At 64.1% G+C, this 14431-nt stretch carries 10 protein-coding genes; 7 read left to right on the top strand and 3 right to left on the bottom strand.

Annotated features, from left to right (window positions below):
• The first annotated feature begins 124 nt into the window (after positions 1-124).
• Entirely contained in the window at positions 125-619 is a 495-nt protein-coding gene (locus G4923_RS10935; protein WP_163137041.1) for a hypothetical protein, read from the top strand.
• Here the strand turns inward: G4923_RS10935 and G4923_RS10930 are convergent.
• On the bottom strand, positions 582-2222 hold the full coding sequence (locus G4923_RS10930) for an EAL domain-containing protein (protein ID WP_163137040.1): 1641 nt from the start codon (positions 2220-2222) through the stop codon (positions 582-584). The two genes, G4923_RS10935 and G4923_RS10930, sit on opposite strands and share 38 nt — an antisense overlap.
• Before the next feature lie 187 nt (positions 2223-2409).
• On the opposite strand from G4923_RS10930, the gene glgC reads away from it, so the two are divergent.
• The gene (glgC, locus tag G4923_RS10925; protein ID WP_106887061.1) at positions 2410-3684 is read left to right on the top strand and encodes a glucose-1-phosphate adenylyltransferase; all 1275 of its coding nucleotides are present in this window, start codon (positions 2410-2412) and stop codon (positions 3682-3684) included.
• Positions 3685-3747: 63 nt separating this feature from the next.
• On the opposite strand, the gene G4923_RS10920 is transcribed toward glgC, so the two are convergent.
• Both G4923_RS10920 and G4923_RS10915 read right to left on the bottom strand, forming a co-directional pair.
• Positions 3748-5745, bottom strand: coding sequence for a hypothetical protein (locus G4923_RS10920; protein ID WP_163137039.1), 1998 nt, complete (start codon positions 5743-5745; stop codon positions 3748-3750).
• 148 nt (positions 5746-5893) lie between these two features.
• A complete protein-coding gene (locus G4923_RS10915; RefSeq protein WP_163137038.1) occupies positions 5894-6445 on the bottom strand; it encodes a lipoprotein in 552 nt (183 codons plus the stop codon).
• Between the two features lie 321 nt (positions 6446-6766).
• Between G4923_RS10915 and G4923_RS10910 the strand changes: the two genes are divergently transcribed.
• From G4923_RS10910 to amoA, 5 genes are read left to right on the top strand one after another with little or no spacing between them, the layout of a single operon-like run.
• Positions 6767-7930 carry an isochorismate synthase gene (locus G4923_RS10910; RefSeq protein WP_163137037.1) on the top strand — a complete coding sequence of 388 codons (1164 nt, stop codon included), beginning with the start codon at positions 6767-6769 and terminating at the stop codon, positions 7928-7930.
• Positions 7927-9597 (top strand): (2,3-dihydroxybenzoyl)adenylate synthase, encoded by a 1671-nt coding sequence (locus G4923_RS10905; protein WP_163137036.1) that lies wholly within the window; start codon positions 7927-7929, stop codon positions 9595-9597. The genes G4923_RS10910 and G4923_RS10905 overlap by 4 nt, the downstream gene beginning before the upstream one ends.
• A gap of 23 nt (positions 9598-9620) precedes the next feature.
• On the top strand, positions 9621-10553 hold the full coding sequence (locus tag G4923_RS10900) for an isochorismatase family protein (RefSeq protein ID WP_111913631.1): 933 nt from the start codon (positions 9621-9623) through the stop codon (positions 10551-10553).
• Positions 10550-13639 carry an amonabactin biosynthesis non-ribosomal peptide synthetase AmoF gene (gene amoF / locus G4923_RS10895; RefSeq protein WP_163137035.1) on the top strand — a complete coding sequence of 1030 codons (3090 nt, stop codon included), beginning with the start codon at positions 10550-10552 and terminating at the stop codon, positions 13637-13639. The genes G4923_RS10900 and amoF overlap by 4 nt, the downstream gene beginning before the upstream one ends.
• A 29-nt stretch (positions 13640-13668) precedes the next feature.
• Complete coding sequence (amoA, locus tag G4923_RS10890; RefSeq protein ID WP_111913637.1) at positions 13669-14418, top strand: amonabactin biosynthesis protein AmoA; 750 nt, start codon at positions 13669-13671, stop codon at positions 14416-14418.
• Positions 14419-14431: the final 13 nt, after the last annotated feature.

The following is a 14431-nucleotide window of genomic DNA, read 5'->3' as shown; positions in this document are numbered from 1 at the left end:
CCGACGGCTGCGAGGCCGTCGGTTTTTTTATGCCCGGCAAGGGCGCCAAGATGAGCGGGCGATTTGGCTTTGCACCCGTCACCGAGATGGGTCATCATCAACCCTTTGCCGATCGGGAGGTGCCATGTTTGTCTTTGACGTGACTACAGCGGCGGGCGGGCGGGCCCGGATCCGGGTGCAGGCGCTGGATTGGGGCCAGAGCGGTCCCGTGACCTTACAATGCGACAGCGATGCCCTGGCCCTGGTGCTGCTGACCGGCTGCCGCTGCGATGCGGTGGGCTATTTCGATCTGCTGGCCGGTTGCAAGCCGCTCTACGTGGAGCAGTGGCTCGCCTATCTGCAGGAGAGCGGCCACCTCGACAAGCAGAGCTGCCAGCTGGAGAGCCCGTCCCAGGAGGACTATCTGGCCCGGGCGGGGTTGGCGGACGAGGAGCTCAATGCCTTGCTCGGTCAGGTCTACAAGGTGGCCGGTTTCAATCGTCTGCAGATCAACCGTTACCTCAAGAACCGCCACAACCCGACCATGCTGGCGACCCGTTACGATCAGAAGGAGCTGGAGCGCTATCGCCAGCTCAATGACATCATTCTGACCCTGCTGAAGTTGAAACGTCCCCAGTGAAGACCCCCGGATGGGGAATGTCAGGCCTCAGCTCCTGGGGCCGTGCGATCAGATACCCCTGCAATCCGTCCACATACATGCCTTGCAACAACTGCTTCTGACCGAGCTCCTCCACCCCTTCCGCTATCACCAGACAGCCCATGCGATGGGAGACGTCGACTATCATCCGCACGAACTGCTGGTTGGCGATGTCCCGTTCCAGGGTGCCAAGCAGCAGCGGATCCAGCTTCACATAATCCGGCCTCAGCTCATGAAGCAGGGTGAAGGAGTCCATCCCCTTGCCAAAGTTGCGAATGGTGGAGCGACTGCCATGGCGCCTGAGCAGTTCAAACAGCCGCTTTCCACCGTTCATGTTGTGTTTCAGGTGCTCTTCATCCAGAGCGAAGACCAGATTGGCGCTGATGTTCGCATCCTTTTGCAGCTGGTGATCAAACCAGATCAAAAAGGCGCTGTTTTGCAGCAGGCAGCTGGAGAGGTTGAGCCCCCAGCGGTGGGTCTGCAGGTCGAAGGCGCGATACTGGCGCATGACATGGGTGATCAGCATCTGCTCCAGCCGCATCAGCATTTCCAGTCGCTGTGCCATGGCAAAGAGCGTGTCTGTGGGGAGCTGTATGCCTTCTCGATTGCTGAAGCGGGCAGAGATGTCCTGGTAGGGCACCATGTCCCGATTGAACGCCTGCACCGGCTGGCTGAAGAGGGTGATGCAATCCGGCTGCGACAATAGATCCTCCAGCACTCTCTTCCAGTGCTGCTGGCCATGGAGGTTGCTGGAGTGATCATGTTGCTGGATGGCCCAGCCGTTGATGGTCTCAGTCTGAGCCCGTGCCAGGGCGAGATCTGCGCGGGCCAGGATAGCCTCGATATTCTGCGCGCGGGAGAGCTGGGTCAGCCCTGTGTAGGCCACATTTTCCAATTCCCGTTCCCGATGATAATGATCGAAGGCCCGCTTGAACTCCTGCCCCAGCAAATGGGGCGGAATGTTGATGTCAGAGGGGAGCAGCACCGCAAAATCAGAGCCCGAGATGCGATAGACCTGATGCCCGGGAAAGCGGTTGACCACCAGATTGATGAGGTTGGAAATATCCCTGATGTAGGCATCCCCGGACTGGAAGCCGCGCTGGGCATTGAGGCGGGCAAGCTCGGTGGCGCGGATCAGCACCAGGATGGCGGTCTGGGTCGTCTCCTGCAGCAGCAGCTCGGTGAGATCGCGCCTGAATGCATGACGGTTGCGCAGGCCCGTCATCTCGTCCTGGGTTGCCTGCTGCTGCAGTTCGCTTATCTGGCGATGTGCATCGAGTTCGGCTTCACTGAAGGAGGCAAGCAACTGGCGTAGCGCCGTTTGTGCCTGCGGGCTCTCCAGCATGGCGGGATCCCGTTGTTGCAGCGCCAGCAGCCAGCGCTGCTCCTGCCTCTCCCGCTCCCCCTTGCGCACGCTGTGGGTGAGAAAGAGCAGCAGGGCGAAGCCGATGAGGGTGGTCATCAGGACCAGCAGCAGGGTGAGGGGGGAGGCCGGAGGCGCAAGCCAGAGTCCCTGCAGCAACAGCATGGGAATGCAGACCAGGGCGCTGACCAGCAGCAGATTTCCCTCGTGTTTATTCAACATCGTTTCATCCTTGATGATGCTCGTGATGTAGAAATTCTAACCAAGCCGCCGGCACAAAGCTTGAGTACTCACGCAACTCCATGAAAAGGACCGTCGGAAAGCCACTAAATGTGAGTGAAAACACTTTCACAGTTCGCAAAAAAAGCGAAGATGGGTTGAAAACAGCCCCAACAGAGCAGAGGTAGATATGTTGCTAGAACCCGTAGACACAGCCAAAGCACGGCAACTATTGAATCAGAGTATGGCCTTGGTGCTCGCAGGGGGACGCGGTAGTCGCCTGAAGCAGTTGACCGACAATCGCGCCAAGCCCGCCGTCCATTTCGGCGGCAAGTTCCGCATCATCGATTTCGTGCTTTCCAACTGCATCAACTCCGGCATTCGCCGGGTGGGTGTGGTCACCCAGTACAAGTCCCACAGCCTGCTGCGCCATCTGCAATCTGGCTGGTCCTTCCTGCGCTATCAGATGAACGAGTTCATCGATCTGCTGCCCGCCCAGCAGCGGGTGGACGAGGTGCACTGGTATCGCGGCACCGCCGATGCCATCTACCAGAACGTCGACATCATTCGTGACTACGGCCCCAAATACATAGTGGTGCTGGCGGGGGATCACATCTACAAGATGGACTATGCCGCCATGCTGCTCGATCACGTGCGCCTCGGGGCCAAGGTGACGGTGGCCTGCATCGAGGTGCCGCGTGCGGAGGCGTCTGCCTTCGGGGTCATGGACATCGACGAGCAGCGCAAGATCCGCGCCTTCGTGGAGAAACCGGCCAATCCGCCCGCCATGCCGGGCAATGACCAGATCTCCCTGGCCTCCATGGGGATCTACATCTTTGATGCGGAATACCTCTATCAGCTGCTGGAGGAGGACATCCACAATCTGGAGTCCAAGCACGACTTCGGCATGGACGTGATCCCGCGCATAGTGGGAGAGGGCAAGGCCTTTGCGCACCCCTTCACCATCTCCTGCGTCGGGGCCAAGGAGGGGCAAAAGCCCTACTGGCGCGACGTGGGGACCCTGGACTCCTTCTGGGAGGCGAACATGGATCTCGCCTCCGTGGTGCCCGAGCTCGACATCTATGACGAGAACTGGCCCATCTGGACCAGCCAGAACATGTCGCCCCCCGCCAAGTTCGTGCAGGACAGAAACGGCCAGCACGGCATGACCATCAACTCCATGTTTGCGGGCGGCTCCATCGTCAGTGGCTCCTTCGTGCTGAACTCTGTGCTCTTCACCAATGTGCGGGTGCACTCCTTCTGCACCCTGGATCAGGCGGTGATCTTCCCCGGGGTCGAAGTGGGGGCGGGCTGCCGCCTGCGCCGGGTGGTGGTGGACAAGGGCTGCAAGCTGCCCGATGGCCTGGTGGTGGGGGAGAACGCGGACGAGGATGCCCGTCGCTTCTACCGCTCCGAGCAGGGAATAGTGCTGGTGACCAAGGAGATGGTGGCCAAGCTCGGCTGATGAGACTGAGACCAACAAAAAGGGAGCCTTGAAGGCTCCCTTTTTCATGCGGTCATCGCTGACTTATTCGCTGACGATGGCCTTGCCGGCCATCACCATGGCGGTGCCGTGCTTGCCGCCCGCGGCAGTCACCTGGGGCACGCCGTCTTCGTCGGTGTCACCACCGGCGCCGTCGATGACGTTCTCGCCGGAGTCGCCTACCCACTCGGCCATCTGCATGCCGCCGTTGACGGTGCCACGGAACCAGCTGACGTACTGGCCGGTCAGCTTGGCCAGCTCCAGCTCGGGTGCCTTCTCGGCCCCTTCGTTGCGCAGGTTCAGCATGGCAGAGCGCAGGGCGCCGGAGATGGCAGCCTGGGTCCAGGGGGTGTATTCACCCTGCTTGCCCGCCAGCCAGGTACCCGCCTTGGCATTGAAGTAGGCCTTGTCGGTGGCGATGAAGAGATCCCGTGCGGCAGTGCGGTACTTGGCATCCGAGGTGGCCAGGAAGGCGGCGGTCAGGCCACGGATGGCGGCAAATTGCGCCTCTATGGATTGACCGGCATCCAGCGACCCACCCAGGGTCAGGCCATCGTGGACCAGGCCGTTCTTGCCCACCAGCTTGCCGAGGATGAAGTCAGCCTGCTTGCGTACCAGCTCGAGGGCCTGTTGACCCTGCTGGGTCTTGAGGTTCAGCTCGCCGTTGTCACCTGCGGCGTAACCGACCGGCAAGGCATCCTGGGCGCGCTGGAAGATCTGCAGGGCGACCAGGGCGTAGGCGGCGTCGAAGGTGGTGACGTGAGCGCTCTGCTTGCCCTCTTGCCAGCTGTCCACCAGGGTACCGGCCTTGGGCTCGAAGTGCAGGGCGGCCAGGTTCTTGAAGGTCAGGTTGGAGAGGTTCAGCGCCAGGGAGAAGGCATCGCTGCCCGCCACTGCCTTGCCCAGATCATTGGCCTTGTTGGCGGCCGGGGCGGCGGCGAAGGGGGCGCCGTCAAACACGGCGTGGAAGGCCGGGTTCTGGTTGGTGTTGGCGCTGCGCTGATCGCTGAAGGCGTAGAACTCGGAGAGCGGCCACAGCAGCATCCAGGCATCGCGCAGCTGGGCGGAGCCGTCCACCACCTCCAGCTTGCCGATGGCACCGACGTCGTTCTTGCTGGTTTCGGTCACTTTCACCTGATGGGGGAAGTAGACGACACCCTTGGCCGGATCGTACTGGGGGCTGATCCTGGCGCCGAGCTGCTTGCCATCGAAGCCGAGCTGGCCCTGCAGTATGGCCAGCTTGTCGATGGACTGCTCGGTCAGCATCATGCCGTTGAAGCCGTCGGCGGCGGAGACGCCGAGCTTGTGCTTGCCATCCTGATCCATGGTGGCGGACGCGGCTTCCACCTCTTCATCGCTCTCGGCCACGTGCATGCCGCCCAGGAAGTCCTGGGACCACATCACTTCCTTGAGCAGTATGCCGCCCACGGCCGCCGGGACCAGCAGGTTGTCACTGCCGCTCCAGCGCAGGGTGGCGTAGTCGCGGAAGTAGGCCGGGACCTGGGTCTTGACCGATTTCTCGGTGCCCTTGGCGGTCTTGATGGTGAGCTGATCGCCGTTGACCGGGGCGGCGTTCACCGCTTGGGCGAACTCCGGATTGGCGGAGGCATAGGGCAGGGAGAGGGGATACATGCCTTGGGGCACCTCATCGGCCGGGAAGCCGACCGCATCGGCCATGACCAGCACCCGCTTGCCAAGGTCGGCCAGGGTGCCACCACGAGCCAGGTTCTGCGGCCCGTTCACCAGGTGCGGGCCCATGCCGGACTGGTAGTTGAGGGCGTACATCGCCTCTTCGGAGTACTCGTAGGATTCGATGCCGGCGGCGAAGTCGAACGGGGTCGGTTCATCGGCGCGGTTGGCGTCCAGCACGTCCAGATCCAGCCCCAGGGCTTCGGCCAGCGGCTCGCCGGAGAGTTCGAATTCGGTATAGGCCAGCATGCTGGCGGCGGTGTTGAAGGTCTTGTCTTCCACCTTGACGGCAGCGTGCGCGGCGCTGCTGAGCAGTGCACAGGCGATCGCCTGCACCAGTACGGTTTTTCTCATGTCCTTTTCACCCATATGTTTGATTTTATTATGACGCTTCTCATGAATCTAAATGAGAATGGTGTGCATTATGAGGCAAGGGAGGGAACTTTAGAAGCGAAAAACCGCGCCCCTGGGGTCTGGGGAGAGGGGGGCGCGGCAGCAGGGGTTACATCAGCTTGAAGGGGATCACCAGACGACCGGGCTCCACCTTGAGGGCCTCGACCTTCTCCTTGATCCTGGCCTCGTTCTTGCGATTGCCATCCAGCCGATAGACAGGGGTCTGGGAGAGGAAGAGGGAGAGGGACTGGTTGAAGGTGGGCAGCAGCGGCGTGAGGGCGGCCCCCACGTCGGCCGGCTCTGTCTTGACCGAGATGAGTTCGAGGTCACGCAGGTAGATGGCGCCCTGCTCGGCCACATAGTCCGGGCGGGCACTGAGGGAGAGGCGGATCTTCATCTGCTGGCTGCCAAGGGGGCTCGCCACCTCCAGATCACCGGCGGCATCCAGCTCGACCCGATCGGCGCGGGTGCGACCGATGCGACTCTCCATGTCGTCCAGGCGGATCTTGCTCGACATGATGCCGGGGATCCCCAGCTGTTTCTCGAAGGCGACTCGCTCTTTGAGGTACTGGTTGATCTCGCCCTCGCTGACGCTGTACTGGGTGAGGGAGCAGGCCGCCAGCAGCAGGGCGAAGGGGAGCAGAAGCAGGTGCTTTAACATGGGAAGGTTCCATCAAATGGGTGGCAACAACAGATGGCGCCATCTTAGGGGCAAAGCGGGTCGGCCGCCAGTGGGGGCAGCCTGACCCAGTTTCTGTCGCATCCCCCATATGGGGATGGCAATTCGTGTTCATTCGAGTAGCGTTGCCACCCCCTGCGCCGGCAGGCCCGCCGCGGCGCCATAGTGCCAATACCCACAGACAAGCTCCTGTTTTATCGACTCAAAATCCCATTGACCCCGTGATTTCAAAGCGAGTATTTTACCGCCGCACAAAATCAAACTGATAATCATTATCATTTTGAATCTTTTTGAGGGTGTAACGTGAATACTCGTGTAATGGAAAATGGCGCACCTGCCGAGGCGGACACACCGCCAGACTTCTTGTTTACCTCGGGTCAGGGGAGCCTTGGTGCCTATGACCTGGGTCAACCCATAGCGACCCCAGCCGGTGACTGGCCTCTGTTGGCGCAGCAGATAACCCGGGCCCTCGATGCCGCCAGGGCCGCCGGCCAGGCCAACCCCTTGCTCATCGGTGCCTTCGCCTTCGATCCGGCGGAAGCCTCCTGTCTCTATGTGCCCGGCCGCTATGAGCGGGGGGAGCGCGTCGCGCCAGAAGAGCAGGCCACCGAGACCAACAGCGTCATCGCGGTGCAGAGCACCCCCGCGTCGGGTGAATTCAAGGCCTCGGTGAATGCGGCGCTGGATGCGTTCGCCCAAAACAAGCTCGCCAAGGTGGTGCTGTCGCGCAAGCTGATCCTCACCCTGCACAAGCCCGCCGATCCCGAGCGGGTGCTGGCCCGTCTGATGGCCCAGAATCCCCACGCCTTCCACTTCTCCTTGCCGCTCGGTCAGGGCCGCCGCCTGCTTGGAGCCAGCCCCGAGCTGCTGCTGCGGGTCAGCGGGGGAGATGTGTTCACCCACCCGCTGGCGGGTTCAGCCAGACGGGCGAGCGAGCCGGAGCAGGACGAGGCGGTGGCCCGGGATCTGCTGGCGTCCAGCAAGGATCAGCATGAACACCGCCTGGTGATCGACGAGATCCGCCGGGTGCTGACTCCCCACTGCCGCGAGCTGGCGATCCCCCCAGGTCCCACCCTGATGAGCACGGACACCCTCTGGCATCTGGGTACCCCCATAGCGGGCCAGTTGCACGGCAGCGACGCCTCAGTGCTCTCTCTTGCTTGCCAACTCCATCCCACCCCGGCCCTGTGTGGTTATCCCACGGATCTGGCGCGCCAGTTCATCCGCGAGCAGGAGCCCTTCAGGCGAGCCCTGTTCAGCGGCATCGTCGGCTGGTGTGACAGCCAGGGCAACGGCGAGTGGGCCGTGGTGATCCGCTGCGGCGTGCTCGATGGCCACCAGGTGGAGCTGTTTGCCGGCGCGGGCATAGTGGCAGGCTCGGATCCCGCCATGGAGTGGGCCGAGACCGGCACCAAGCTGGGTACCATGTTGAAAGCCCTGGGCCTGAGTCTGGAGGTGGCGCAATGACGCAGCCCAACCGTTTCCTGCCCTATACCCGCTGGCCCGAGGAGCTGGCCCAGCAGTACCGCGCCAAGGGTCATTGGCGCGGCGAGCCCCTGACCGCCATGCTGGCGCGCCAGTGCGAGCTGGCCCCCGATGCGGTCGCCATTCTCTGCGGCGAGCGCAGCTTCAGCTATAGGGAGCTGGACGCCGCCTCGAGTCGATTGGCCGGGCGATTGGCCCGCCACGGCTTGGGGGTGGGGGATACAGCCCTGGTGCAGCTCCCCAACGTGGCCGAGTTCTATCTGGTGTTCTTCGCCCTGCTCAAAGTCGGCATTGCCCCGGTCAACGCCCTCTTTAGCCACAACCGGCTGGAGCTGGCCTCTTACGCCGAACAGATCCGGCCCCGCCTCTTTATCGGCTCGCTCGCCCATCCGCTGTTTGCCAGCGGGGATCGCCACAGTGATCTGCTGCTAGGCATAGGCGCCGAGCTGGTGTTGCTCGATGGCGAGAGCGGGGAGCTGGGGCTGACCCATTGGCTGAGTGATCTGGCCAGGGCCGAAGAGTTGGTCATCCCCGTCCATGGCCCGACTCCGGCGGACGAGGTGGCCTTCTTCCAGCTCTCCGGTGGCAGCACCGGCACCCCCAAGCTCATTCCCCGCACCCATGATGACTACCTGTACAGCGTGCGCCGCAGCAACGAGATCTGTGGCCTCGGCCCCCATACCCGCTATCTGTGCGCCCTGCCAGCCCCCCACAACTTCCCCCTGAGCTCCCCCGGGGCCTTGGGGGTGTTCGAGGCAGGCGGCACAGTGGTGCTCGCCCCCGATCCCAGCCCCATCAGCTGTTTCCCGCTGATCGCCCGCCACCAGGTCAACCTCTGCTCCCTGGTGCCGCCGGCGGTCTCCCTCTGGTTGCAGGCCGCCGAATCTGATCCGTCCGTCCGCAGTCAGCTTGAGAGCCTCGACCTGCTGCAGGTGGGCGGCGCCAAGCTCGCCGAAGCGGTGGCGCGCAAGATCACCCCGCTGCTCGGTTGCCGGCTGCAGCAGGTGTTCGGCATGGCGGAGGGGCTGGTCAACTACACCCGGCTGGACGACCCCGACGAGAAGGTGATCCACACCCAGGGCCGTCCCATGAGCCCGGACGACGAGGTGCGCGTGCTGGACGAGGCGGGCAATCCGGTCGCCCCGGGCCAGCCCGGTGCCCTGCACACCCGCGGTCCCTATACCTTCCGCGGCTACTACCAGAGCCCGGCTCACAACGCCCGGGTGTTTGATAGCGAGGGCTTCTACTGCTCCGGAGATCTGGTGGTACAGGATGCCGATGGTTACCTCACGGTCGTGGGGCGACAGAAGGATCAGATCAACAGAGGCGGCGAGAAGATAGCGGCGGAAGAGGTGGAAAACCAGCTGCTGCACCACCCGGCCATCACCCAGGCGGCCCTGGTCTCCATGCCTGACAGCGCCATGGGGGAGAAGAGCTGCGCCTTTATCGTCAGCACGGATCCCGCCTTGAAGCCGCTCGCCTTGCGCAAGTTTCTGCGCGAGCGCGGGGTGGCGGACTTCAAGCTGCCCGACCGTTTCGAAACCCTGGACGCCCTGCCCATGACGGCGGTGGGCAAGATTGACAAGCAGGGGCTGCGCGCGCGTATCGCCGAGATCATCGCCGCCAGCCAACCCCTGACCACAGCTTAAAACTAAAAAGGAATCATGACGTTATGGCTATCCCAACCCTGAACAACTACGCCATGCCCAGCCAGTGGAAGGCCAACAAGGTCAACTGGACCCTGGATCCCAAACGCGCCGCCCTGCTGATCCACGACATGCAGGAGTATTTCACCGCGTTTTATGGTGATAACAGCCCCCTCATCGCCGCACTGACCGAGCGGCTCGCCGCGGTACGCAAGCAGTGCAAGGCCCTCGGCATTCCGGTCTTCTACACCGCCCAGCCCAAGGATCAATCCCCCGAGGACAGGGCCCTGCTCAACGACATGTGGGGCCCGGGGCTCAACAAGAGTCCCGAGCAGCAGCAGGTGGTGGCAGGGCTGCGCCCGGAGCCTGACGATATTGTGCTGGTCAAGTGGCGCTACAGCGCCTTCCAGCGCTCCGAGCTCGAACAGATGCTCAAGGCCCAAGGCCGGGATCAGCTCATCATAGGCGGCATCTACGGCCACATCGGCTGTATGATGACCGCCTGCGATGCCTTCATGCGCGACATCCAGCCCTTCTTCCTGGCGGACGGGGTGGCGGACTTCTCCCTGGCCGATCACCAGATGGCGCTGGACTACGTGGCGACCCGCTGCGGCAAGGTGATCTGCTGTGAGGAGGTGCTGGCGCTCGCTCCGGCTTCGGCCGCCCAGAACAATCCGTTGTCCACCAATCCGTTGCTGACCAATCCATTACTGACCTACGAGGGGCTCAAGGCGCGGCTGCTGAGTCATATCGACGAGGACGAAGGGGAGTTTGACCCGGACGAGAACCTCATCGACTACGGTCTGGATTCGGTGCGTATCATGTCCCTGCTCACCGAGTGGCGCGCGGCCGGGGTGGAGCTCGGCTTCGTGGAACTCGCCAAGCTGCCGACCCTCAACGGCTGGTGGCGCCTCATAGAGGCCAGGCTGGCAGCCCAGGCTCTGGAGGTGACCCCATGAACCGCTTCCCCTTGACCATACCCCAGCAGGGGCTCTGGTCCGGACATCGGCTCAATGACGACAAGGCGATGTTCAACACCGCCGAGTGCATCGCCTTCGATGGCAAGGTCGAGGCTGCTGTGCTGGCCGCGGCCCTTGCCAAGGCGGTGGGGGAGTGCGAGGCGCTCAAGGGCCATTTCGAGCAGGATGGGGAGGCGGTCTGCTTCGTCTCGCACGAGCTGCCCCTGGCCTATGAAGAGGTCTCCCTCGAGCGCGACGACGAGACGCTGGCCCGCGCCTGGGCCTGGGCCGATCTGCGCCGTCCGTTCACATTGACCGAGGAGGCCCCCTGCCGCTTCGCCCTGCTGCGCGGCCCCGGCCGCGATTACCTCTACAGCTGTGTGCACCACATAGCCCTGGACGGCTTTGGCACCACCTTGCTGTTCCAGCGCATCGCCGAGCTGTATGCAGAGGGGCTGGCCGGTGAGATGGACTCCCCATCCCCCTTCGGCTCTTTGGCCGAGGTGCTGGCCGAAGAGGCGAGCCGCGAGCAGAGCGGCAAGAACGCCGCCGCCCGTGTCTTCTGGCAGGAGCAGCTGCAAGGCTGGCCCGAGGTGACATCCTTTGGCTCGTTACGGGCGCCGATTGCCGCCGAATTTATCCGCGAGAGCCGCCCGCTGCCCGCGGCGCTCTGGCAATCCCTGACCGGCTTTGCCGACGAGCACAAGCTGGGCTGGCCCGATCTTCTGCTGGCCGGCCTCTCGGCCCAACTGTCGCTGTCGAGCGGCCAGAGCCAGACCCTGCTCGGCCTGATGATGATGAACCGCATCGGCTCGGCGTCGCTGACCGTGCCCTGCATGCAGATGAACATCACCCCCCTTGCTCTGGAGCTCGAAGAGGGGCTGAGTCTGGCGGGAGCCGCCGGCGCCGTGGCCAAGGCCAAGCGAGGGGTGCGCAAGCACCAGCACTACCGCTACGAGCTGCTGCGCCGCGACCTTGGCCTGGTGGGGGGCGACAAGCGATTGTTCGGCCCCTTGGTCAACATAATGCCCTTCGATCACGCCCGCCGTTTCGGGCCGCTCAGCGCCCATATTCTCAACATCAGCGCCGGCCCGGTGGAGGATCTCACCATAGAGGTGCAGGTCGGCGCCGATGGCCAGCCACGCCTGGATCTGGACGCCAACCCCGGCTGCTACCGGCAGGCGGATCTGGCGGCCATCGCCGATACCCTGTTCGCCCTGCTGGAGCGCTGGCTGGCCGAGCCCGCCCAGTCCCTGGGAACGCTCAAGGCCGACTGGCTGGCCGAGCAGCGGGCCAGGGCCCTGATCGCCGGCCCCGCTCACGAGGCTCTCCAGGTGCGGCCGGTGCTGGAGGCGCTCTGCCACTTCGCCGCCCAGACCCCGAACAAGATTGCGTTGGAGCAAGGGGAGGTGAGCGTCAGCTACGAGGCGCTACTGGCCAGAGCCGAACAGATGGCGGCCGCCCTGCAGGCGTCCGGCGTGCAGCCGGGGGACAGGGTTGGTGTCATGCTGGCCCGCAGCTCCCAGGCCATCTTCGCCCAGCTAGCGGTGCTGCTGGCGGGCGCCGTCTATGTGCCCCTCGACCCCGAGCAGCCGCTGGAGCGCCAGGGCAATATACTGCGGCTGGGGGAGGTCAAGACCCTGATCACCCAGGCCGAGTATCGTCACAAGCTGGCCAGCCTGTTTGAGGGCCGCACCCTGCTGGCGGGGGACCTGGTGAGCGACGATCGGCTCAATCAGCCTGCCGCCGGCCGCGCCGTCGCCTACCTGATGTTCACCTCGGGCTCGACCGGTCTGCCCAAGGGGGTGGCGGTCAGCCACGGCGCCTTGGATCACTTCGCTGCCGCCGCCCGCTGCCGCTATCACCTGGATGAAGACGCGCGGATGCTGCAATTCGCCCCCTTCAACTTCGACGCCAGCATAGAGGAGGTGTTCGCCACCTTGAGCGCTGGCGCCACCCTGGTGCTGCGCACCGACGCCCTGCTCGAATCCATGCCCGCCTTTGCGGCCGGGGTGGAGAAGATGGGGATCACCCATCTCGATCTGCCCACCGCGTTCTGGAACGAGTGGGTGGTGGCGCTGACGGCGGGTCAGGCCCATATCCCGGCCAATCTGGCCACCGTCATCATAGGCGGCGAGGCGGTCTACCCCGAGCAACTGGCCCAGTGGCAGCGCCAGGGCCGCACCGATGTGCGCCTCTTCAACACCTACGGCCCCACCGAGACGACAGTGGTGGTGACCACCCAGGAGCTGCAGCAGGAAGATCCGAACCAGGCCCAGCTGCCCATAGGCCTGCCGCTGCCCGGCATGCAGGCGCTCATTCTGGGGGCGGGGGAGCAACCTGCCATCGAGGGTGAGCTGGTGCTGCTCGGCCCACAGCTGGCCAACGGCTATGTGGGGGGCGTGCAAGGCAGCTTCGATACCCTGCGGGTTGGCGCGGAGCAGATGCCCGTCTATCGCACCGGCGATCGAGTGCGCTTGGTGTCCGGCCGGCTGGTTTATCTGGGCCGGCGCGACAACGAATTCAAGATAAGCGGCTATCGCATCCAGCCCGGTGAGGTGGAGGCCCAACTGTTGGCCCTGCCGGGGGTGGATGAGGCCTGTGTGCAGGGGGTGAGCATCGGCAGCGTGCGCCGGCTGGTGGCCTTCGTGGCCGGGCCGGAGCGCGACAGCCGGGTCATCAAGGCGCAGCTGGCCAAGGTGCTGCCTGCCGCCATGATCCCCACCGACTATCGCCACTATGACCAGCTGCCCCGCACCGGCTCCAACAAGCTGGATCGCAAGGCCCTGCTGGCTCAGTACCAGTCCACGGATGAGGCACTGGCCCTCGGCAGTGAAACCGAGAACAGGGTCGGCGCCATCTGGCAGCAGATCCTGGGGCTGGCCACCATGGCGCCTGCGGACAACTTCTTCGAGCTGGGGGGGCAGTCCCTGCAGACCATCCAGATAGTGAACCGGCTCGGCGCCGAGTTCGGGGTGCATGTCAAGGTCTCCGATGTCTTCGATCACCCGCGCCTCGACGACTTCTGCCGTTTCCTCGACAGCCTGCTTTCCGAGGATGAAGAGAGCGTGGAGATGGTGTGGTGATGGGCAAGATGACGAAGGATCAGCAAAAAATGGCGTTTGATTTCACTGGCAAGCGGGTCTGGGTGACCGGGGCTGGCCGTGGCATAGGGCGCGAGGTGGCGGAGCAGTTCGTGGCGGCCGGCGCGTCAGTGGTGGGGCTGGATCTGGCGTTTCCCGAAGCCGACTACCCCTATGCCACCCGGCTGCTCGATATTGGCGACTCGAAGGCGGTCAACGCCTGCTGCGCAGCGCTGCTGGCGGACGGCGGGCTGGATGTGCTGGTCAACGGGGCCGGCGTCTTGCGCCTCGGCTCCACCGACGCTCTGACCGATGATGACTGGCACGACTGCATGACGGTCAACGCCAGCGGCGTCTTCTATCTGCTGCGGGCCCTGGTGCCCCACTTCAAGGCGCAGCAGCGCGGCACCATCGTCACCATAGGCTCCAACGCCGCCCATGTGCCGCGCATGCAGATGGCGGCCTATTGCGCCTCCAAGGCGGCGGTCACCAGCCTGACCCAGACGGTAGGGCTGGAGCTGGCCCCCTTCGGCGTGCGCGCCAACCTGGTGTCGCCGGGCTCGACGGATACCCCCATGCTGCGCGGCATGCTGCCGGACGAGGGGGCCATGGCCCGCACCATTGCCGGGCTGCCGGAGCAGTTCAAGCTCGGCATTCCCCTGCGCAAAATCGCCACCCCGGCGGAGATCGCCCATACCGTCCTCTTCCTGGCCTCGGACTTGGCCAGCCACATCACGCTGCAGGATCTGGTCGTCGACGGCGGCGCCACCCTGAGTGCCTGAGGCTTGAGAAACA

It is taken from the genome of Aeromonas rivipollensis (genome assembly GCF_010974825.1).
In the GTDB taxonomy this organism is placed as follows: Bacteria; Pseudomonadota; Gammaproteobacteria; order Enterobacterales; family Aeromonadaceae; genus Aeromonas; species Aeromonas rivipollensis.
Note: the sequence above shows the minus strand (reverse complement) of the source record. Positions and strands in the feature narration are given on the sequence as shown.

Bases quoted from the DNA above. Each gene is read 5' to 3' on its own strand.
- G4923_RS10935 (WP_163137041.1), top strand. From the start codon at position 125: ATGTTTGTCTTTGACGTGACTACAGCGGCGGGCGGGCGGGCCCGGATC.
- G4923_RS10930 (WP_163137040.1), bottom strand. From the start codon at position 2,222: ATGTTGAATAAACACGAGGGAAATCTGCTGCTGGTCAGCGCCCTGGTC.
- glgC (WP_106887061.1), top strand. From the start codon at position 2,410: ATGTTGCTAGAACCCGTAGACACAGCCAAAGCACGGCAACTATTGAAT.
- G4923_RS10920 (WP_163137039.1), bottom strand. From the start codon at position 5,745: ATGAGAAAAACCGTACTGGTGCAGGCGATCGCCTGTGCACTGCTCAGC.
- G4923_RS10915 (WP_163137038.1), bottom strand. From the start codon at position 6,445: ATGTTAAAGCACCTGCTTCTGCTCCCCTTCGCCCTGCTGCTGGCGGCC.
- G4923_RS10905 (WP_163137036.1), top strand. From the start codon at position 7,927: ATGACGCAGCCCAACCGTTTCCTGCCCTATACCCGCTGGCCCGAGGAG.
- G4923_RS10900 (WP_111913631.1), top strand. From the start codon at position 9,621: ATGGCTATCCCAACCCTGAACAACTACGCCATGCCCAGCCAGTGGAAG.
- amoF (WP_163137035.1), top strand. From the start codon at position 10,550: ATGAACCGCTTCCCCTTGACCATACCCCAGCAGGGGCTCTGGTCCGGA.
- amoA (WP_111913637.1), top strand. From the start codon at position 13,669: ATGGCGTTTGATTTCACTGGCAAGCGGGTCTGGGTGACCGGGGCTGGC.